Genomic DNA, 21,605 nt, shown 5'->3' with positions numbered 1-21,605 from the left:
CAAGCTAGTACAAGAGACGGAAAGTAGGCAAAATACGAACCCGGATGCGGCAAGTTACAACAAGAAAACGGTATCATTAATCTCTATACTAGGGTTGTAGCAGTTAAGAGAAAGACAGGGGGAATTTAGATGAAGCGTTTCATGAAGTGGATGACAGAATCGTTTGCACCTAGATTGGAGGCGTTTACGAATAATCTCTGGGTGGCATCCATTCAGGAGGCTATTATGGTGGCGATTCCGATGATTTTTATCGGCTCGATTATCACACTCATTTCAATCTTGAAGGATTTCATTCCGGGAATGCCGGATCTTACACCCATCACGACCTTTAGCTTCGGGCTGTTGGGATTGTTTATTGCTTTTTTAACGCCGTATACCGTCATGGAAAAAAGAGAGCGTCACAAAATCAAGCTGCTGGCGGGTATGAGCGGGGTATCCCTCTTCGTGATGCTGCTTAACCCGACCCTAAATGAAGACGGTACCATCCAGTTTATTCTGGAGCGGTTTGGGCCTTCGGGGATGATTACGGCACTTCTGGTTGGTGTGTTTGTTGCGCTTGTCATGAATCTGTGCAACAAATTTTCGTTCTTCAAAAAGGGCTCCTCCCTTCCGGAGTTCATTATGGACTGGTTTGATTTTCTCGTGCCGATTGCTCTCATTTTAACTACAGGCTGGGTTCTGGTCTATCAGCTGGATTTCGATATTTTTGCACTGATTGTCAATGTGTTCGAGCCCATCAATGCCATGGGTCAAAGTCTGACCGGCTTTGTATTGTTCAACTTTATCGGCGTGGTGCTGTATTCCTTCGGTGTAAGCCCATGGGTGATGACTCCGATCTGGTACGCCATTTGGATCCCTGCCATTGAGCAGAATGCAGCTCTCGTCGCAGCTGGGCAGGACCCGGTCAACATCAATACATTCGAAACCTTTTTCTCCGGCTGGCTGGGTATTGGCGGGATGGGGGCGACGCTGCCTTTAGTGGTCTGGTTCCTGCTGGCCCGGTCCAAAAAATTGAAGTCTGTCGGCAAAGCGACCATCCTTCCGTCCTTATTCAATATTAACGAGCCGGTTGTGTACGGGGCACCGATTGCCTTCAATCCGCTGCTTATGGTTCCGATGTGGATTAACGGGCTGATTACCCCGATTCTCGTGTATATTGTCCTCGATATGGGGCTGGTCCGGATTCCGAGCCAAATCTTCCAGCTGTGGTATACCCCGATCGGGCTGTCTACCTATCTGATGAGCGGATTTAACGGGCTTATTCTGCTGGCGGTGGTTCTGCTGATTGTGTTTGCGGTCTGGTTTCCGTTCTTCAAGCTGTATGATGCCCAGGAGCTGAAAAAGGAACAGGAAAATTAAATAAACGATAAAGGATGGAGCAGCATGAATAAATCACCTGATGAATTGTTGAAGGAACTGACCCTTACCGAAAAAGCCTCGCTTGTTGCGGGACTGAATATGTGGATGACCAAAGGGATCGAGCGGCTAAATATTCCGCCAGTTCATATGTATGACGGGACCAACGGGATCCGCAAGACGAACAGTAATGAAGAGATGGGAATCACCACGGAAAATGTACCGGCAACCTGTTACCCGACAGGGTCTGCGATCGGCTCTTCCTGGAACACAGCGCTGCTGCATGAGGTAGGCGTGGCGCTTGGACGGGAGTCCAAGACAATGGAGGTAGAGCTGCTGCTCGGTCCCGGCGTCAATATGAAAAGAACACCGCTTGGCGGCAGAAATTTCGAATATTATTCGGAGGATCCCTGCCTGACGGGCGAGCTTGGCGCAGCCTTCATTAACGGTATCCAAAGCGAAGGCGTCGGAGCCTCGGTCAAGCACTTTGCGGGCAACAACCAGGAGTTTGAGAAAATGGTGACCAGCTCGGAAATCGATGAGCGGACGCTGCGTGAAATTTACCTGAGTGCCTTTGAACGGATCATCAAGAAGTCCGATCCCTGGACGGTCATGTGCTCCTATAACCTGCTGAATGGAACCTATACCAGCGAGAATGAGCACTTGTTAAACGATATTCTCAGAGAAGAGTGGGGCTACGAAGGCGTGGTCCTGTCCGACTGGACAGCCGTTAATGACCGGATACGCGGGCTAAAGGCCGGACTTGACCTTGAAATGCCGGGCCCTGCCCACTACAATGCCAAAGCTATCGTAGAAGCGGTTCAGGAAGGCAAGCTTTCCGAAGCGCAGCTGGACAAGAGCGTAGGCCGTATCCTGAAGCTGGTTGAGCGGGTTACCGGAAACAATACTGCGGAAAAAGTGGATGCAGATTACCATACGCTGGCCCGTAAAGCGGCGGCCGAAAGCATCGTGCTGCTGAAGAACGATAACGCGATTCTCCCGCTGCGGCCGGAAACGGCTTCGTCGATTGCGGTAATCGGACGTTTTGCGGTGAAGCCGAGAATTCAGGGGGCCGGCAGTGCCAAGGTAACCCCTACCAGAGTCGATATCCCGTTGGAGGAAATCAAAGAGCTGGCAGGTACTCTGGCTACGGTGAGCTATACAGCCGGATACCCGGAAGATGATTCTGTGAATGAAGAGCTTATTAATGAAAGTGTATTACTGGCCAAGAACGCCGATGTGGCTGTACTGTTCGTAGGCCAGCCGGAATATGCCGAATCCGAAATGCATGATTTGAAGGGCATCGAGCTTCCCGAGCACCAGGTCAAGCTGATTCAGGCGGTGGCCGCTGTTCAGCCAAAATGTATCGTGATAACCAGCAGCGGCTCGGCGCTGGTCATGCGTCCATGGGTGCAGCATGTTCCTGCCGTCATCCATTCCTGGCTGTCGGGTCAAGGCATGGGCAGATCCATAGCAGAGGTATTGTTCGGTTATACCAATCCTTCAGGCAAGCTGTCTGAGACCTTCCCTGTGAAGCTGGCGGATAACCCTTCGCATATGCGGATCCGCGGAGAGAACGGCAAGCTCTATTACCGCGAAGGCCTGTCTGTGGGTTATCGCTACTACGACCGTAAGGAGCTGGCGCCGCAATTCCCGTTCGGACACGGCCTGTCCTACACTGCATTTGCCTATACGGACTTGGAAGTGGTGCAGCACGGGAGTGGAGTCAAAGTATCCTTTCAACTGACAAACACAGGCAAGCGCAGAGGGAAAGAAGTCGTTCAGCTGTACGTACACGATGAAGAATGCAAGTGGACCCGGCCGGAGAAGGAGCTGAAGGCCTTTGCCAAGGTGGAGCTTGACCCGGGCGAACAACAGACGATTGTCTTTGAGCTGGAGGAGAGAGATTTTTCATACTTCAATACCAAATACAACCGCTGGGCTGCAGACACCGGATATTTCCAGATTCTGCTGGGCAGCTCGTCCAAGGACATCCGGATCACGGGAAGACTGCACTGTGACTTCGGGAAGGAAGAAATCACGTTCCATAAATTCAGCCTTCTCAGCGAATGGATCAGTGACCCCGCCGCAAAAGCCGTATTGGAAGAGTGCCTGAATGAAATGAATGAGCATGTCACAGACAAAGTATATCTTAACGAGGAGTTTGTCGGCTTCTGGGAGGACTTCCCGATGATAAAGGTCTTCCAGATGTTCGGCCAGACTTGGATGAACGAGCGCTCACCGGATGAAGTGATTCAGGAGCTTATTGAACGGGTTGAGCGGGTGCGGACTGCGGACTAATTAAAATATAAATCCAGAAAACCTTGAGAAATCAAGGTTTTTTAATGTGGAATTCGGCGCTGAGGCTAGTGGTTCCGAACACCCTGCGAAACTAGTATAATATGAGGGAATTTCAATGAAGGAGAGAGAATCTAATGGATCAAGATGAATTGTTTATGAAAGAAGCAATCAGGCTTTCTGCACTCGCTGTCGAACATGGGAACGAGCCTTTTGGAGCGGTGTTGGTTAAAGACGGTGAAATGGTGTACTCTAATGAGAACCAGATTTATTCATTGACCGATCCAACTTTTCATGCAGAGGCAGGGCTGCTAAGAAGATTTTGTACAGAGACGCATATTACCGATTTACAAGACTACACACTGTACTCAAGCTGTGAGCCTTGCTTTATGTGTTCAGGTGCCATTGTATGGACCCATTTGGGACGATTGGTCTATGCAGCCAGCGACAAAGATTTAAATGAAATTCTGGGTGAAAAGGGAGCCAATGCTTCTCAAATGGTCTTTGAACATTCCCATTACCAACCTGAAGTTACAGCAGGTATATTACGCGAAGAAAGTATAAAAATACTCTTTGATTACTTTTCACAGAATCAGAAGGGGTAATATAGCGATGTGCAGAAGAGGAGCATGCCATAATCATCAGGCTGTATGAATTCACCGGGTGCCGCGGTAAGCTGGCTCTAAGCACGGAGTGGCCGGCTGCAGCTTGGCAGGAATGTGACCTGATGGAACGCCCTCTCCCTAATATCCATCACGGCCACCATTATGAAACCGAAATTACACCCTATGAGATAAAGACATTGAAGCTGAAGCTAATATAACCTTCCAATCAAGCCAGACCGTTTACAAGCGGTCTGGCTTTGTTCTGTCTGTCCTGTACTGGGAGGGGGTCAGCCTGAGCTGTTGCTTGAACTGCCGCATGAAGTGGATTTCGCTTGCATAGCCGCACATCTCGGCAATCTTCTTGACGGAAATATCTGTAGTGGCGAGCAGATACTTCGCATGTTCTATCCGGCTGGCAATGACATCGGCCATCGGGCTTACACCAAAGAAGTCCTTGTACAAGTGCTGAAAGCAGGACCTGCTCATGGTCAACTCGTGGGCCAGCCCGTCGATCGTCCAGTTCAGGAAGGGCTGGTTATAGATTTTGGTACGGACAATCGACATCTTGTTGTAATGCGTGTTGCCGACCTCCCTCTCGGCGGAATGGATCCGGTTGCTCAGCTTAATGAAGAATAATTGTAAATATAATTCTATTGTCTCGTCTTTATGCGGGTTGGAGGAGTAAACCTCATAGCACAAATTGTTAATGATAATGGACAGCTCATTCAAATCCCCGATAGGGATTACTGCGTTTTTGGGAATAGCCAGCCTGTCCAGCAGCGCTTCATCACCCTGCTCGTCCAGCCGGAAATGAAACCAGTCATTGGTGAACTGTGGCCCGTAAGCCCGGTAGAATTGAGGTGTATGCTCGCTGTACAAAATGAAAGAATCAGGTCCGGTAATCCGGCTCTCTCCTCCAAGGACGAAGACGGCCGGTGTCTTTAGCAGCAGCAGCATATAATCTCCGGAGCCTTGTGGCCGGTTGATGATAAAGTCGGCGTCATGGCTATGATTGTAGCCAATATTGTATATGTTCATTAGAGCCTCCGGTCAGCAGATAGATCTATTGTAAAAGCATGCAGGCCGACTTGTAAATGGCGATTGCACAATAGGTTAGTACTTGCGCACGATGTGTAATTGTCCTGCCGGCCCGGGTTATCTATGCTTAATACAGATAGCATAAGCAGCATACACTGAAGGCGGAAGCCGGAGAGGATGATGGGTTATGAAAGCATGGAGCGGTTATTCAAGAGGGGTTAATCTGGGAGGCTGGCTGTCCCAGTGTCCGTATCATCAAGCACATTATGACACCTTTATTACGGAGAAGGATATTGAAACAATTGCGTCCTGGGGTCTGGACCATGTCCGGCTGCCGGTGGATTATGAAGTCATTGAAGAGTCGGGGAATGCAGAAGCTTACGCGGGATTCAAGCATATCGATAATTGTGTTCACTGGTGCGCTGCCAATGGTCTGAATCTGATTATTGATCTGCATAAGACACCCGGGTTCTCCTTTGACAGTGTGGCCTCCAATTCCCTGTTTGACGATCCGGCGCTCCAGCTCCGGTTCCTTAATCTGTGGAAGGCAATCTCTATTCGTTACGCCGATCATAAGGATACCGTAGCTTTTGAATTATTAAATGAAATTGTGGAGAAGGACAGCAGCCGCTGGAATGCTCTGGCACAGAGAACGATTGCCGAGATCCGCAAATATGCTCCGGAAACCAAAATCGTCATCGGCGGGATTCAGTGGAACAGTGTGCACACCCTCGGGATGCTCGATCAGCCGTACGATGAGAATATCGTGTATACCTTCCATTTCTATGAGCCGTTCCTGTTCACTCACCAGCGCGCAGAATGGGTGGAACAAATGCCGGAGAGCAGCATGGAATATCCGGGAGAACTGGCTGTGTACCGCAGCACTTCAGCCGCCATCGGCGCTTTCGGATCCGGGCTTTATGGAGAGGGAGTCAGCACAATGGGGCCTGAGTACATCAGCAGCCTGATCCAGACTGCGATCGATGTAGCTGCAGAGCGGAAGGTGTATTTGTACTGCGGAGAATACGGAGTCATTGAACATGCCCCGGCTCAAAGCGTGGTGAACTGGTACAGGGATGTCCATGCCATTTTTGAACAATACAATATCGGCCGGGCAGCGTGGACCTATAAATCCATGTCCTTTGGAATCTCGGACCGTTACGACAGCGGCATTACCCCTCAGATCATATCTAATTTGTAAACGTCCAATGACTAATCCTTAAGTGAGGTAACCTTATGAAAATAAAAATTACAGATCAGCCCGGTGCATCTATTCAAAAGGGGATGATCGGCCTTTTCTTTGAAGATATCAACTACGGACTGGACGGCGGCCTTCATGCCGAGATGGTGGAGAACCGTTCATTCGAGTTCATGGAAGCCAAGGGCGACAAGGGAAGCTTCAGCGAAAGCTACGACGGCCTCTACGGCTGGAGCGCGTATCCTGCAGGGGCAAGCGGTGCAAGGCTGAATATTCAAACGGCGCATCCCCAGAATGAGATCAACCCCCATTACCTGGAGTTTACTGCCGCAGAATCCCAGAATGCTTTTACAAATAAGGCCTACGATGGAATCTGTCTTAAACCGGGAGTCCAGTATCAGGTATCCTTGTATGCCAGAACAGAGGGCTATGAAGGCGGAATTGAGGTTGCTGTTGAAAAAAACAATAAGGTCAAAGCGCAGGCTGCTCTTACATCAGCGGTAACGGAGGAATGGACTTGCTATACGGCTCAGCTTAGCTGCAGTGAACCTGTAACTAATGGCGATCTAGTCATCCGGCTGGACACACCAGGTACAGTATACTTCGATTTCATATCCATGCTTCCCTCAGATGCTGTACTGGGCTTATTCCGCAGGGATCTGGTTGAATTGCTGGAAGAGATAAAGCCCGGGTTTCTGCGGTTTCCGGGAGGATGTATTGTAGAGGGATATTCACTGGACAACCGGTATCAATGGAAACAGAGTGTGGGTGCCCCGGAGCAGCGTAAGTCCAATAGCAGCCGCTGGGCTATGCACGGGAATAATGAGGAGAATGAGTACACCAGTGTGTACAGCCATTATAATCAGAGCCTGGGGATCGGCTTTTACGAGTACTTTATCTTGTGCGAATATTTGAAGGCACGGCCTATTCCGGTGCTGAATGTCGGGCTGGCCTGCCAGTTCCAGTCTACAGAGCATGTGGCTGTACATGATGAAGCTTTTAAGGAATATATTCAGGATGCACTGGATCTGCTGGAATTCGCCAATGGGCCGGCAGATTCGGAATGGGGCCGGCTCCGTATGGAGATGGGCCACCCGGAGCCGTTCGGATTGGAGATGATCGGAATTGGTAACGAACAGTGGGAGACCGAGCATGCTGATTTCTTCACCAGATACGAGCTGTTCGAGCAGGCCATTCATGCACAATACCCTTACGTAAAGCTCATTGGCTCCGCCGGCCCGGATATCAGCTCCGTCCATTATAGCCAGGCATGGGAATATTACCGCAAGCGAACCGAGGCTAACCCGAATTTCGTATATGCCGTCGATGAGCATTACTATGTGAAGCCCGAATGGCTGTGCGGGAATGTTCATTTCTATGATCACTACCCAAGAGATATCAGGGTGTTTGCCGGGGAATATGCGGGTCACTATGGCAATGGGATGAATGCGCCGCACTTTAACAGCTGGGGGGCAGCACTTGCAGAAGCCGCATTCCTGACCGGAATCGAGCGGAATGCCGATATAGTGGTGCTTGCCTCCTATGCCCCATTGTTTGCCAGACTGGGCTACGCCCAGTGGTCTCCGGACATGATCTGGTTCGACGGGGAGAGCAGCTACGGAACGCCAAGTTATTATGTGCAGCAAATGTACAGTACGCTTATGGGGACGAAGCTGCTGCAGACCGTAAATGAGAAAGAAGAGATCCCGTTCACGGTGTCGTATAACGAAGCGGAGCAGGTGATCTATGTGAAGCTGGTTAATACGCTGGAGCGTACAGTTCAGGTGGAGCTGAAGACGGAGATGACCTTGACCGGACGCGGGGAGGTATATGTCATGCAGGGACTGGAAGAAGAAGTGAACTCCATTCAGACACCGCTTAACATCGCCCCTCATTGCGCTTCGCTTGAGACCGCCAACCACATGATCTATGAGGTAGGGCCCAAGTCGTTTCATGTGCTGAAAATGGATTACAGGTTGAAGTGAGCTGACGCTGAAGCTCATAGTATGAGATAAGGGGGGCGGCAGTTTGCCGTTTCTCTTTTTTTTGCGGCCGGGTTTGCATTCATTTTCTTAAATTAAAAAATATGTAAACGAATGATAAGGTTATGTCTTGCTATGATCTTACTCGCTGTTTCGGTGCTGCCTGTGCATGCCCCGGCCCATGCTGCGGGAGAACCTGAAGCTGTTCTCGCAGCTCGGTCCGGATATTCAAATTACCGAGCTGGATGTCGATACGGGCATAAGTCCTTCCTCACCGCTTTTGTTTGAATTCTACAAGAAGTATAAGGATACGATCTCTTCGGTTACCATCTGGGGAGTGCAGGATGAGAAAAGCCCCCATTTGACCAAAGCTCAAGCCGCTGTAATAGTGAACCAGGTGTATAGTGTATCAGTAAATCTATAAATCTATCGGCAAAGAATATGTATTCATAAGGCAGCGGTTCTCCGACATTGGGGACCGCTGCTCTTTGTTAACAGATCCTGTATTCATAGTTATCAAATTGTTATCGATGTTCTGTATTTATCATGTATCTGCCATGCTCCACTAGGTATGATTATCCTAGAAACAAAGTAAACGGATACAACGTTGACCAGCGAAGGGGAGCAGAAGCATGAAAAACTTGGTTACGCCCGCCAGCGTTAAAGGCGAAAAACTGGATATGAATGCGGGGAAGCCCCGGAAAAAATCCAAATGGAAATCTACGATTAGTCTCGATCTGATGGTCCTTCCGGCTTTGATCTTAACCTTGATCTTCGCCTATATTCCGATGACGGGCCTGGCAATTGCCTTCAAAAATTACAAGCCGGGGTTAGGGTTCAGCGGGTCTAAATGGGTGGGTTTGGAGCATTTCGAATACCTGTTCAGTATCCCGGAGAACGTTCAGATTATCTGGAACACGCTGATTATTGCCGGACTCAAGATGATCGCCGGGCTGATCGTTCCCTTCTTGTTCGCGCTGCTCCTGAATGAGATCAGAAAAATGGCGTTCAAGAAAACGGTCCAAACCATCGTCTATATGCCTCACTTTCTGTCATGGGTCATCCTGGGCGGGATCCTGTCCGACCTGCTGGCGAGAGACGGGGGCTTGATCAATCAGGTGCTGGTGAGTGTGTTCGGAATCCAGCCGATCTTTTTCCTGGGTGACGGGAACTGGTTCAGATTTGTTGTGGTTGTAAGTGATGTGTGGAAAGAGTTCGGTTTCAATACTATCGTCTTCCTGGCTTCCCTGGCGGGAATTAATCCGGCTCTCTATGAAGCCGCTGAAGTGGATGGAGCAGGGCGCTGGCAGCAGACCCTTGCCATTACGATGCCGGCCATGCTGCCGATTACCATCGTGGTTGGAACGCTGGCTCTTGGAAACGTTCTTAATGGAGGATTTGACCAGATCTTTAACCTCTATAACGCACTTGTATTCGACAAAGGTGATATCATCGATACATTTGTCTACAGACTTGGCATTGTGGACGGTAAGTTCAGCTTCTCGACAGCGGTCGGACTGTTCAAATCCGTTGTCAGCTTTGTGCTGATCGTATCGGCTTACCGTATCTCCTACAAATATGCTAACTACCGTATTTTCTAGAATGGAGGCCAATGTGGCATGTATCATAAAACAAAATCTTACCGCATTTTCACCGTGTTCAACTATATCTTCATGATTGCTATCTCAGCCTTATGTGTGATTCCGCTCATTCATGTCCTGGCTGTATCGTTCAGCGGAAAGTCGGCAGCCAACGCCAATCTGGTAGGTCTGTGGCCGGTGGATTTCACACTGGACGCCTATACCAAGACCGTAGCCAATGAGAATTTCATCCGTTCCATCTGGGTGACGCTGCAGCGGACCGTGCTGGGAACTGCGTTTAGCATGGGGGTAGTCATTCTGGCAGCCTATGCGCTGTCCAAAGAGAATGCCCGGTTTAGACGCCGGAATCTGTATATCTGGCTTCTGGTATTCACCATGCTGTTCAGCGGCGGCCTGGTTCCGATGTACATATTGATTCAGAAGCTGCATTTGATGAATTCGATATGGGTTCTGATTCTTCCGGGTGCTGTCTCGGTATGGAACATCATCCTGCTCCTCAACTTCTTCAGGGCTGTCCCCAAAGAGATGGAGGAGGCAGCCTTTATAGACGGTGCCGGTCATTTCAGAACACTGTTCAGTGTATATCTCCCGGTATCCATGCCGGCGATTGCCACGCTGTCACTGTTTACGATCGTCGGGCATTGGAACTCCTGGTTCGACGGTCTGCTCTATATGACGGATCACCGCAACTATCCGCTCGCTACCTTCCTGCAGTCGGTCATTGTCCAGCAGGATTTCAGTAAGGTGACAGTGCGTCCGGAGGATCTTGAGAACATCTCGCAAAGAACGGTCAAAGCGGCTCAGATCTTCATCGGAATGGCGCCGATTCTCATCGTTTATCCATTCCTGCAGCGTTTCTTTGTAAAGGGAATTGTCCTCGGGGCGGTTAAAGAATAGCTGCCCTTCCTGTAAAGGGGGTGATGCACGCGCTGAAAAAAGATTGACTCAGAAACTTAATATGCTTAAATTTTATTTAAAGGGGTGCAAGATTAATGATAAAGAAAATGAAATTCTCTGCCATGGCGGTATTATCCACAGCCATGCTGGCCGGCCTTCTGGCAGGCTGCGGCGGCAATGCAAACAAGGAGAAGGCAGAAGGAGAAGACAAGCCGGCGGCAAATGAAGACTCCATGTATTCAGCTCCCTTCGAGAATGGTAAATATACCACGCCTGTCACTATATCAACAGTATTTCCGATTGCAAGCAGCCTGAAATTCAAGAATGGCGAGAATATCGAGAATAACGTCCATACCAAATGGGCCAAGGATACACTGGGCATTGACATCAAATATCTCTGGACCGTAAGCGACCAGAATAACGCCTATGAAACCAAGCTGCGGCTGATGCTCACTTCAGGGGAAAAAATGCCGGACATCATCTCTTTCCGCGGCAGCCCTTCCCTCATTTCCGATCTGATTGATAGCGGCCAATTCACGGATGCCGGCGAGCTATTCGATAAATATGCCTCCGATGTATACAAGCAAGCGATGGCGGAAGAGCCAAGCGTATGGAATCCTTACATTAGAGATGGCAAACGTATGGGCATCCCGATTCTCGAAAACGCCTACAATAATGACCCGGTAATGTATATCAGAGAAGACTGGCTGAAGAAGCTGAATCTCAAGGCGCCGACCAATCTCGCTGAGCTGGAGACCGTGCTTGATGCCTTCACGAATCAGGATCCTGACGGCAACGGCAAGAAGGATACCACGGGACTCGCTGTAGGCTTCAAAAATAACCTGAATACATGGATGTCTGAAGCCGGATGGATCTTTGGTATGTTCGGCGCAATGCCTAACCAGTGGAACAAGACGGCGGATAATACGCTGGCCTACGGTTCTGTGCAGCCTGAGATGAAGCAGGGGCTGGCGACAATGCAGAAATGGATGAAGGAAGGATATATTTCCTCCGAATCCGGTCTGTATGACGAGAACAAAGCAACAGAAGCGTTCACAGCAGGCAAATCGGGTATTATTGTCGGTCCTTACTGGATGACTGGCTGGCCTCTCCCGGATCTGCAGAAGAACGTTCCGGATGCCGAGTATAAGGCTTATCCGCTTCCTGGAGGTCCAGACGGCAAGGTAGGCAGACACGGCACGAAGATCGCCTCCGGTGCTGTTCTGATTAACAAGGATATGGAGCATAAAGACGCCTTCTTCGTCTATCAGAATTATCTGTTTGACAACTGGGCTAATCCGGAGAGCACAACATTCGTAGACGGCTTCGCCAAAGGCTACGACTATGATATTGCTTCGGACGGAACCGTTCTAAAAGAGCAGGACAGTGATAAGATTCCAGGCGGCTGGGTCGATGCAATCCGTTATACGCTGACCTACGACGGAGCGATTATTCCGAATCTGATGATGAATACGCTGGCCAAGCTGGCAGACGGGGCAGAGCCGTCCAATCAATATGAGAAGAATCTGTCTGAGCGGATTCCTGAACAGATCAAAGCGGCCAAGATTATCATCGACCAGAAGGACAGCGTTATGCCGGAGATGTTCACAGGTACGCCTACAGAAACCCAGCTCTCCCGCGGAGATATGCTTGAGAAGCTGGAGAAAGAAGTGCTGAACAAAATTATTTATGACAAAGCGCCGGTGGACGAATTCGATACCTTTGTAGAGAAATGGAAAACTACAGGCGGCGACAAAGTGACCGAAGAGGTCAATGAGTGGTATCAATCCATTCAGTAGTACAAGAAACAGGAGAGAAGGGCGGCCTCTAAGGCCGTCCTTTCATTCGGAGGAGCCAATGTGAAATATCGCCTATCTATCTTTCAGTGGTTGACTTTAGTTCTGATGCTGATGCTTCTTATTATTGTGGGAGCCTTCTGGATCATATACAGACTGAATGTTAAGGACATCCAGAGTGAGCTGAGAAAAAATAAAATGTACGAGGTTGAATTTATGACCTCCCAGCTATCCACGCAATTTGAACAGGTGCTGACAAATACCATTATTTTGTCACAGGACCAGTCTGTGCGTGGATATCCGTATATTTTGAAGTTTGGGGATCAGTATGCCAAGTATGAGATGAAGCTGACCATCATTGATAAGCTGGCCTTGAACGCAGCCTCCACTACCTGGAAGAATACCGTTATTCTGTATTACGAGGATGAGGAAGAGACGGTATCCTCGGATTCGTCTTTCTCCTTCAGCTCCTTTATGCCCCCTCAGCAGGGTCTCAACCGCTGGATTCTGCACATGGATGAGGACGGTAAAGGGTATTATTCCAATGTTATGCGCAGTCATATCAGCTCGCTGCTGATTGAAGTCCGGATTTCTCTGGAGAATCTTGTGAAGATGATGGGGCAATATGTATCCGGCACGCCGATTCTGTATGATGCCTCACAGAAGGTGTTTATTCAGACCGGGACGGAATTCCCGGAAGAGCTGTTGCAGTACATGCTCCCCCGGATCAACGGGGACAGCGGTACCCTCTCCGTGAATGAGAAACGTGCAGAGTACCTGATCAACTACATGAAGTCGGACATGCTGGATTTGTATTTCATTGATGCCTATCCCAAACGCCAGTACATTGAACCGATTAACCGCAACAACAGGCTGTTTCTCTTTGCTGTACTGGTTGTACTGGTGGGCATTATGTTCTACACGCTGCTGCTCCGCAGACAGGTACAGAAGCCCGTTATTACGCTGCGCAAAGCCATTGACAGGTTTGACAGGGGAGACTTCTCGAGCCGTGCCGTTGATTTGCAGGTTAATGAGTTCAGGGTGCTGGGAAATTCCTTTAACCGGATGGCCGACAATACCCAAATGCTTATTGAGCAGGTGTTGATGGGAGAGATTGAAGTCAAGGAAGCGAAGCTAAAGCAGTACCAGGCACAGATCAATCCGCATTTTCTATATAACTGTTTGAATTTCATCCAGAGCAAGGCCAGCATTGAGGACTATCAGGCTGTGACCGCTATGACGCTTCATTTAGGCTCGTACTGCCGGTATATTAACAAAATTGAACAGCCGGATTCTACCCTTCAGGATGAATTGGATTTTGTGGAGCATTACCTACATATGGTGCACCTCCGTAAAAAAGAAATTATCTTCGAGATTGACGTCACGGCAGAGGCGGGCAAATACCGCCTGCCGAGGATGACCCTTCAGCCGCTGGTGGAGAACTGCATTAAGCATGGAATTGAACCGAGCCTAAGACCGGGGATTATCTCCATTACAGCGAAAGAGGAGGATTCCTGTCTTCTTATCAAAGTGAAGGATAACGGAGCCGGAATGAACAGGGATAAGCTGGGTGCGATCCGCCGTCATATGGATGAGAACATTATCAGTAATCAGCAGCTTGGGACGGGTCTGAGGAATGTGAATCAGCGGCTGCGGCTGTACTTCGGCAAGCGTTCGGGGTTATCCCTGGAGTCCGCTCCGTCCGAAGGAACCTGTTACCGGATACGAATCGAAAAGGAGGCAGAAGCCTATTCTGCAGATACTGCTGGTTGATGATGAACAATATGTTGTAGATGATCTGGAGCTTGCCTTCCCCTGGCAGGAATTCGGAATTGATAAAGTATATAAAGCCTATTCAGGAGCCCAGGCCCTGCTGCTGATGGAGCAGGTCCCGGTGGATATTGTCATTACAGACATTGCGATGCCGGGAATGAGCGGGCTTGAACTGGTAAAACAAGTGAAGAGGACCCATAGGAGGATAAAGTGCATCCTGCTTACCGGTTATGCAGAGTTTGAATATGCCCGGGAAGCCCTTCAGCACGGGGTAGTCGAGTATCTGGTCAAGCCGCTGGATCATCAGAAGCTGCGCTCTGCACTGGAGAGCACGATCATGACGATTCAGACTGAGCTCGACAGAACGGCCTCCTATCAACAGGCGCTGCTAGCCTTCAAGGAGCATCTTCCGGCGCTGAAGGATAAGCTGCTGCTTGAACTGATTCAGGGAAAATCCTACCCGCAGGAGCGGCTGAAGGATAAGCTGGACAGATATCAGTTGAGCTTTCAGATGCAGGACCGTGTTTTCCTGTTTCTGATCCGTCTGGAGGAGCATTTCACGAATTTTGGGCTGGATAGCCAGCTGCTCTTTGAGTATGCTGTTACGAATATAGCCTGCGAGCTGCTGGGTGAAGGGTTTAGGGTATGGCACTGCCGGGATGCCTACGAGAACCTGGTGTTTCTTGTAAAGAGCACTGAAGGGGCCGCTATGGACCCGGAAATCATATTAAAGCAGCTGACCCATAACACCCATCAGCTGCACAGCAGTGTAAACGAATATTTGAATGGCGGAATTTCAGTTATATTGTCGTACCCCGGGGAATTTCCGCTGCATATACGATCCATGTATGAGGATTCCCTGTCTGCGCTCAGACAGCAGGTAGGCGATGACAAGGGCTATTTCATCTCCCTGACGGATAAGCATAAAAGCTCACCCGTACAGCCGCTTAAGGATCTGTATGCTTCTCCTACACTGATGCATTTGCTGGAGACCGGCCAGTGGCAGGGCTATAAAGAAAGACTGCAGCAGATGAAAGAGTTCAGCAACAGCCTGCCCGCTTATAATGAAGAATATATTGAAGAGATCCGCAGCATGATCCTGGGCTCTTTTCACTACATAGCCCATAAAAATCATACACTGCTATCCGATCTGGTTGGACGTGAGCTTCTCGATAAAACGATCTTCCGTTCCATATCCCAGCTGATCAGCTGGGGGGAGACTTTGGTGGATACGCTGCAGGTCAAGCTCGAACGCGACACCCGAAATAACCGGATGGACATCATCAAAGAGATACAGAGCTGTATTGCAGCCAATCTGGCGAAAGCAAGCCAGCAATTCGTAGCGGATTCCGTCTCGCTTCATCCTGCATATGTATCCAAACTGTTCAAGCAGGTGAGCGGAGTCAGCATCAGCGAGTATATTCTTAATATGAAGATGGAGCAGGCCGTGGAGAATCTGCGTAATTCAGATATGAAGATCTACGAAATATCGGAGCAGCTCGGCTATGCCAACAGCCAATATTTCATAAAAGTGTTCAAGGAACAATTCGGAATGACCCCCCAGGATTATAGGGGGAAATTGTAAGACTGCAGCTGCCGCTGCATTGCGCCGGTTCTCTGTTATGGAGGACCGGCGCCTTTTTACTTTTAAATAAAGCTTTGGTCAACCCGTACAAATTATAGTGCTTTCCCTGAAAAGTATAGATTTTACCCTCTTTTTGATAAAGACTCTGGTCATGGAAGCATGGTTGAGGTTAGCATAAAAGAAAGATAACCCACTATACCCGAATGAGAGGTGCTGGCCATGTTTTCTGCGCTTATAGTTGACGATGAATTGTTTGTGCGCAAGGGATTGATCAAAATGATTGACTGGGAGCGCAGCGGATATGTGGTGATTGGAGAGGCGGATAACGGAGAGGATGCGCTGGCTATGATCCGCGAGCACAAACCCGATCTGGTGGTTACGGACATCCGGATGCCGGTTATCGACGGGATCGGCCTGATTCGTGCCGCGGTCCTTGAAAAGCTGGATACGGAGTTTATCATTGTCAGCGGATATAATGAATTCGAGTATGCCCGGCAGGCCCTGCGCTACGGTGCTTTCGATTATGTACTCAAGCCGATTGATCAGGAGGACTTCGAAAAGACGCTGGGCAAGCTGAAGGAGCGGCTGGAGGAAAAGGAGCGGCACAAGGCCCGTACTCAGTTGGGTCTGGACCAGAGCTGGATAGAAGCGCTGATCCGGGGAGAGGAGAACGTCTTGAGCGATGCTGCCTGGAAGGCTCCTTGGGAAGGTGAAGCCGTGCAGATGTTTACCTATGTCCTGCTTGAATGGAACGATATTCTTCCCTGGAACGGGTATGTCCTTCCGGCCAAGGATATGCTGCGCAAGGGCATCCGCGAAGCTGTGCATACAGCCTCAGGAACGGGGTTTGAGCCTGTAATGTATGAGCATCATCAGACGTACGGCCTGCTTGTGCCTGATCTGTATGCCCGTTCCTTCGCCGGAGATACCGGCGCATTCCTGACTGAGCTTGCCGGCCGGATCGGAGCCGCCTTTTCCTGTCCGTTCCGTATTTATGCCGGGCCTGCTGTTCCTTCATTAAAGGATATCAAGCATTCCTATCTCGGGGCCAAGGAAGTCCTGCAGCATAAATATCTCCTGCCGGCGCAGGCCGTCATTACGTATGGGGATATTTCGGGCCGGATGCTGAACTACCGGCATTTGGACGATGAAATGTACCGTAAGCTGATTAATGCGGTAGAAGAGAACGATGCGGATATGCTGGCAGAACAAATTGGCCGCCTGTTTCAGTTCATGCAGGAGAAGAGCTTCTCCCCGGAGGCGATGAAGGCGGCCGTCACCCAATGTGTGCTGGGCATTCTGAAATCGATCCATACCCTGGAGGGTGACGAAAAGGAACTGATTTATCTGGAGGCGGCAGTAGGCTGGTATGACCGGAACATCACGCTGGGGGAAATTACGCGCATCTTTATGCGGTTTGCCCAGGAAGCGGCCGGACTTCTGGGGCAGCTCAGCCAGAACCAGTGCAAGGGCGGCATCCAGAAGATCAAATGCTACGTCGACGAACATTATCATGAATCCATTACGCTAAAGGAGATTGCTGCCAGGTTTTATATGAATTCTGCCTATCTGGGCCAATTGTTCAAGAAAACCTACGGAAGCTATTTCAATGAATACCTGCAGCAGCTCCGTATTACAGAAGCCAAACGCCTGCTCCGGCAAAGTGATATGCGGATTTATGAAATTGCCCAGAAGGTCGGATTCAGCAACGCCGATTATTTTGTTACCCAGTTTGAAAAGCTGGAGCAAATGACACCGACCGAGTACCGCAACCGCATCATTAGCCGCTAAGCTGCATAAGGAGGAGGGGAAGAAAGTGGACAGGCTGCTCAATCATATAAGGATGCGCAACAAAATGCTATTAATCTATTTTCTGTGCGTGTTTATTCCAATCGTGCTTACGAATCTGTTGTTCTACAATGCCATAACAGAAAATGTGCGCAACCAGCGGATCCGCGATATCGACCGGACCATCGAGCAGATCAGCAATGATTTCCGCGAGCAGGTTGATAATGCCGTTGGACTATCTTCCTTTTTTTATGCCGATTTAAACACGAATGAAATTCTCGACCGGAACTTTGACAATGCGGCCGATTATCTGGAGGTTTACGACTCCTATTTACGGCGCATGCTGAACAACTATACCCCGCTATCCTTCTCATTACAGAACGTGACGATTTATGTAGACAACGATACCCTGTTACATTCGGGCAACATCGGCTACCTGTCAGATGAATTAAGAAAAGAAACGTGGTACAGGCAGGCACTGGCCAAGGTCACCTCCCATCCGATCTTTACCCGGACCGAAAGCGAAAACGGCCGGTTTCAAGAATTCTCGCTGATCCGGAAGATGGATTATTACTCCGGAAGGCTGAAAAAGGAAAAGGTCGTCAAGATCGATTTCAAGACCATCGACATCGGCGAAATCTTTAATAATCTGAATATGCAGGGTGCAGTCTATCTGCTGAATCCTGCGGGCGACATCGAGTATACCACCGATTCCTCCATTGACTGGAAGATGCCGGGCAAGACAGCCTTCAGTAAGATCCGCTCCAGCGACCGGATCAAATTCTCAAGCCGGTACAGCGGAGTCAGCTATCTGGAAGGCTGGAGTATCGTCGGAACGGTAGACGAGAACGAAGTGATCCGGGAGGTGAGGAAATCCCGCGACTTCATTCTGATATCGGCCTGTCTGATGATGATTCTCCCTACCCTCGTTATTGTCATTATCACCCGGTCCTTCAATGTCCGCATAGTCAAAATCCTGAAGCATATGAAGAAGGTGCGGAGCCAAAACTTCGAAGTGATTCCGGTTACCGATTTCCGGGATGAGATCGGCCAGCTCAGTCTGGGCTTTAACCGGATGATTCTGCAGATCAAATCCTTGATCGATGATGTGTACATAGCCGAGATCCAAAAGAAATCCCTGGAGCTGGAGCGCAGTAAAGCGCAGCTTAATGCGCTGCAAAGCCAGATTAATCCGCATTTTCTCTTCAATGCGCTGGAAACAATCCGGATGCGCAGTCTTCTGAAGGACGAGAACGAAACAGCGGCCATGATTCACAGCATGGCCAAGATTTTCCGCAGCTCGCTGACCTGGAATAAGGATATGATTACGATCCGGGAAGAGCTGGAGTTTATCATCTGCTTCCTGGATATCCAGAAATACCGTTTCGAGGACCGGATTGACTATTCGCTTGAGGTACAGCCGGAGGCCTATGCCTGCAAGCTGCCCAAGATGCTGTTTCTGCCTTTTGTGGAGAATGCCAGCATTCATGGTCTGGAACCCTTGAAACAAGGCGGACGAATTCAAATTACCATTTCGATGAAGGACCGGAATCTGATTTTTACAATCAGGGATAACGGGACAGGGATGAACGAGAGGCAAATCGGCAAGCTGTACAGCTATCTTGAAACCAATGAAATTATGGGCGAACGGATCGGCATTCAAAATGTAATCTACCGTGCCAAATTGATTTACGGTGCAGGGTTCCATTTTTCGGTGAACAGCGCTCCCGGACAGGGCACAGAGATCGAGCTGCGCATTCCCCGTTTACCCGATCCAGGCGAACAGGAACAATAATTTCTACAGTACGGCCTATATTCTTGAGGGTAATCAGGGAATGTAATCGCTTTTATAATGAAGGAGCAAGGAATTGATAACGAGGGGGAAAGACTTTGAAAACAATAAAAATGCTTCGTCTTAGTCTTGCAATGCTTCTATTGTCATCTTTGGCAACAGCCTGTTCCGGCAACAACGGGAACAATGCCGGTGCAGAAACAACCAGCAAGCCCGATTCCACGAACAGTGCAAATGCCGGCACTGAGGAGGTCAAAAAGGACAAGGTTACGTATACGATCTTTAACGGCGTTGCCGGATCTAAAGACGGCAATACCAATGAAACGACAATCGGCAAAATGCTGGAGGATCAGACAGGCACCAACTTCAAGCTGGAGTTTCTCGTCGGCGACCTGAACACCAAGATCGGAACCATGATTGCCGCCAACGAATATCCGGATGTGCTGATTCCCGATGCGGCGATTGAAGAGGTGTTGAACGCCGGTGCGTTTATTCCGCTTGATGACCTGATCGAGAAGTACGGACCGAACATCAAGCGCGTGTACGGTGACGACCTTGACCAGATGCGTTCCGCAGACGGCAAATTGTATTTCCTGCCGATGTCCGCCCAGGTCGGCGAGTTTGTACCGGATCCTGAACCGACAGCAGCGTTCTGGGTACAGCGCCGGGTGCTGGAGGAAGCGGGATATCCAAAGATCAAGACGCTGGATCAGTACATGGAGCTGATTGAGAATTATGCGGCCAAACATAAGGATGAAGGGCTGACCGGGATGGTGTCGCTTACCCATGACTGGAGATTTTTTGCCACCGCCAATCCGCCGATGCATCTGCTGGGATATCCGAATGACGGCAACGTGATGGTGGACCCTGCTACACTCGAGGCCACAACCTACTCCGGATCAGACGGTGCCAAACGCTGGCTGCAGGCTCTAAATACGCTTAACTCGAAGGGGATGTTTGACAAGGCATCCTTCGTCGACAACTACGATCAATATATTGCCAAGCTGACCTCCCATAAGGTGCTCGGATTCTTCGATTACCGCTGGCAGGTGCAGACTGCGCTGAATCTGCTGAAGGATGCGGCCCGGAAAGACCCGTCACTCGACGGCTACAACTACTTCCCGCTTCCGGTTACCTTTGATGAAAGCATAGCCGATGCTTATGTTGACGGTCCCGGCGGCCTGGTTACCAACCGCGGGGTCGGTATTACCGTCAGCGCCAAAAATCCGGAGCGGATCATCCAGTATTTTGACAACATGCTGAAGGAAGAAAATCAAATCCTTATCTCCTGGGGGATCAAAGGCGAGACCTATGAAGTCAATGAAGAAGGCCGCTACTACCGGACCCAGGAGCAGATCAACAAAATCGATGAGGCCTTTAACGAAAAATTCGGGTTTAAGTATTACAGCTGGAACTGGCCGAGCTATGGCAACAACTCGACGCTCTCTGACGGCAATGCCAGAGGCGTAGGTTATCAGCCGGAGGTATTCCAGATGAGCCTTACCGATAAGGATAAAGAAATCCTCGGCAAATATGAAGCCCAGACCTATACCCAAATGTTCGCCAAGCCGATTGATCGTCCGTGGTATCCGGCATGGGGCTTTGTAAAGGAGCAGAATTCACCGGAATTGATGTGGGAGACCAACAAAGATGAGCTGACCAAAAAGTATTATCCGAAGCTGGTTCTGTCCTCACCGGACAAATTTGATTCCATCTGGGGCGATTTCCAGAAGGAGTGGGGCAAGCTGGACACAGCCGGCTATGAGAAATGGACTACCGAGCAAGTGAAGAAGAAAGTGGATATGGGCAAATAAAGCAAGTAAATGAGATGAAGGGCGGCCGGAGCATTGCTATGGCTATGGCTGCCCTTTTTCCTCGGTAATCCGCATAGGGGCT

The 21,605-nt window shown here is 49.6% G+C and carries 15 protein-coding genes; 14 read left to right on the top strand and 1 reads right to left on the bottom strand.

Annotated elements, in window-relative coordinates; translation table 11 throughout:
- The first annotated feature begins 129 nt into the window (after positions 1-129).
- The 3 genes from NST84_RS22305 (at position 130) to NST84_RS22295 (ending at position 4,259) form a co-directional block, all read left to right on the top strand.
- A complete protein-coding gene (locus NST84_RS22305) occupies positions 130-1,359 on the top strand; it encodes a PTS transporter subunit EIIC (protein ID WP_342562330.1) in 1,230 nt (409 codons plus the stop codon).
- Between the two features lie 24 nt (positions 1,360-1,383).
- The gene (locus NST84_RS22300) at positions 1,384-3,657 is read left to right on the top strand and encodes a glycoside hydrolase family 3 C-terminal domain-containing protein (RefSeq protein ID WP_342562329.1); all 2,274 of its coding nucleotides are present in this window, start codon (positions 1,384-1,386) and stop codon (positions 3,655-3,657) included.
- Between the two features lie 134 nt (positions 3,658-3,791).
- Positions 3,792-4,259, top strand: a complete 468-nt coding sequence (locus NST84_RS22295) for a nucleoside deaminase (RefSeq protein WP_342562328.1) — start codon at positions 3,792-3,794, stop codon at positions 4,257-4,259.
- A 240-nt stretch (positions 4,260-4,499) separates the two neighbouring features.
- Here NST84_RS22295 and NST84_RS22290 read toward each other — a convergent pair whose 3' ends face one another.
- A complete protein-coding gene (locus NST84_RS22290; protein ID WP_342562327.1) occupies positions 4,500-5,297 on the bottom strand; it encodes a helix-turn-helix transcriptional regulator in 798 nt (265 codons plus the stop codon).
- A gap of 187 nt (positions 5,298-5,484) precedes the next feature.
- On the opposite strand from NST84_RS22290, the gene NST84_RS22285 reads away from it, so the two are divergent.
- From NST84_RS22285 to NST84_RS22235, 11 genes are all read left to right on the top strand, one after another.
- A complete protein-coding gene (locus NST84_RS22285; RefSeq protein WP_342562326.1) occupies positions 5,485-6,498 on the top strand; it encodes a cellulase family glycosylhydrolase in 1,014 nt (337 codons plus the stop codon).
- A gap of 35 nt (positions 6,499-6,533) precedes the next feature.
- Positions 6,534-8,480, top strand: coding sequence for an alpha-L-arabinofuranosidase C-terminal domain-containing protein (locus NST84_RS22280; RefSeq protein ID WP_342562325.1), 1,947 nt, complete (start codon positions 6,534-6,536; stop codon positions 8,478-8,480).
- Positions 8,481-8,646: 166 nt separating this feature from the next.
- A complete protein-coding gene (locus tag NST84_RS22275) occupies positions 8,647-8,901 on the top strand; it encodes an endo-1,4-beta-xylanase (RefSeq protein ID WP_342562324.1) in 255 nt (84 codons plus the stop codon).
- 256 nt (positions 8,902-9,157) lie between these two features.
- On the top strand, positions 9,158-10,078 hold the full coding sequence (locus NST84_RS22270) for an ABC transporter permease subunit (protein ID WP_342566493.1): 921 nt from the start codon (positions 9,158-9,160) through the stop codon (positions 10,076-10,078).
- 18 nt (positions 10,079-10,096) lie between these two features.
- Positions 10,097-10,975: a carbohydrate ABC transporter permease gene (locus NST84_RS22265; RefSeq protein ID WP_342562323.1), complete on the top strand. Its 879-nt coding sequence runs from the start codon at positions 10,097-10,099 to the stop codon at positions 10,973-10,975.
- 95 nt (positions 10,976-11,070) lie between these two features.
- Complete coding sequence (locus NST84_RS22260) at positions 11,071-12,774, top strand: extracellular solute-binding protein (RefSeq protein WP_342562322.1); 1,704 nt, start codon at positions 11,071-11,073, stop codon at positions 12,772-12,774.
- Between the two features lie 90 nt (positions 12,775-12,864).
- The gene (locus NST84_RS22255) at positions 12,865-14,544 is read left to right on the top strand and encodes a sensor histidine kinase (protein ID WP_342562321.1); all 1,680 of its coding nucleotides are present in this window, start codon (positions 12,865-12,867) and stop codon (positions 14,542-14,544) included.
- On the top strand, positions 14,522-16,129 hold the full coding sequence (locus NST84_RS22250; protein ID WP_342566492.1) for a response regulator: 1,608 nt from the start codon (positions 14,522-14,524) through the stop codon (positions 16,127-16,129). The genes NST84_RS22255 and NST84_RS22250 overlap by 23 nt, the downstream gene beginning before the upstream one ends.
- Before the next feature lie 219 nt (positions 16,130-16,348).
- A complete protein-coding gene (locus NST84_RS22245) occupies positions 16,349-17,920 on the top strand; it encodes a response regulator transcription factor (protein ID WP_342562320.1) in 1,572 nt (523 codons plus the stop codon).
- Positions 17,921-17,945: 25 nt separating this feature from the next.
- Positions 17,946-19,712, top strand: a complete 1,767-nt coding sequence (locus tag NST84_RS22240; RefSeq protein ID WP_342562319.1) for a sensor histidine kinase — start codon at positions 17,946-17,948, stop codon at positions 19,710-19,712.
- 110 nt (positions 19,713-19,822) lie between these two features.
- Positions 19,823-21,523, top strand: coding sequence for an ABC transporter substrate-binding protein (locus tag NST84_RS22235; protein WP_342566491.1), 1,701 nt, complete (start codon positions 19,823-19,825; stop codon positions 21,521-21,523).
- Positions 21,524-21,605: the final 82 nt, after the last annotated feature.

Origin of the sequence: Paenibacillus sp. FSL R7-0345, from assembly GCF_038595055.1 — a bacterium.
Lineage (GTDB): Bacteria > Bacillota > Bacilli > Paenibacillales > Paenibacillaceae > Paenibacillus_AQ.
This window is presented reverse-complemented; position numbering and strand designations above follow the sequence as displayed.

Bases quoted from the DNA above. Each gene is read 5' to 3' on its own strand.
- NST84_RS22265 (WP_342562323.1), top strand. From the start codon at position 10,097: ATGTATCATAAAACAAAATCTTACCGCATTTTCACCGTGTTCAACTAT.
- NST84_RS22270 (WP_342566493.1), top strand. From the start codon at position 9,158: ATGAATGCGGGGAAGCCCCGGAAAAAATCCAAATGGAAATCTACGATT.
- NST84_RS22235 (WP_342566491.1), top strand. From the start codon at position 19,823: ATGCTTCGTCTTAGTCTTGCAATGCTTCTATTGTCATCTTTGGCAACA.
- NST84_RS22295 (WP_342562328.1), top strand. From the start codon at position 3,792: ATGGATCAAGATGAATTGTTTATGAAAGAAGCAATCAGGCTTTCTGCA.
- NST84_RS22280 (WP_342562325.1), top strand. From the start codon at position 6,534: ATGAAAATAAAAATTACAGATCAGCCCGGTGCATCTATTCAAAAGGGG.
- NST84_RS22245 (WP_342562320.1), top strand. From the start codon at position 16,349: ATGTTTTCTGCGCTTATAGTTGACGATGAATTGTTTGTGCGCAAGGGA.
- NST84_RS22285 (WP_342562326.1), top strand. From the start codon at position 5,485: ATGAAAGCATGGAGCGGTTATTCAAGAGGGGTTAATCTGGGAGGCTGG.
- NST84_RS22305 (WP_342562330.1), top strand. From the start codon at position 130: ATGAAGCGTTTCATGAAGTGGATGACAGAATCGTTTGCACCTAGATTG.
- NST84_RS22260 (WP_342562322.1), top strand. From the start codon at position 11,071: ATGATAAAGAAAATGAAATTCTCTGCCATGGCGGTATTATCCACAGCC.
- NST84_RS22275 (WP_342562324.1), top strand. From the start codon at position 8,647: ATGCCCCGGCCCATGCTGCGGGAGAACCTGAAGCTGTTCTCGCAGCTC.
- NST84_RS22290 (WP_342562327.1), bottom strand. From the start codon at position 5,297: ATGAACATATACAATATTGGCTACAATCATAGCCATGACGCCGACTTT.
- NST84_RS22300 (WP_342562329.1), top strand. From the start codon at position 1,384: ATGAATAAATCACCTGATGAATTGTTGAAGGAACTGACCCTTACCGAA.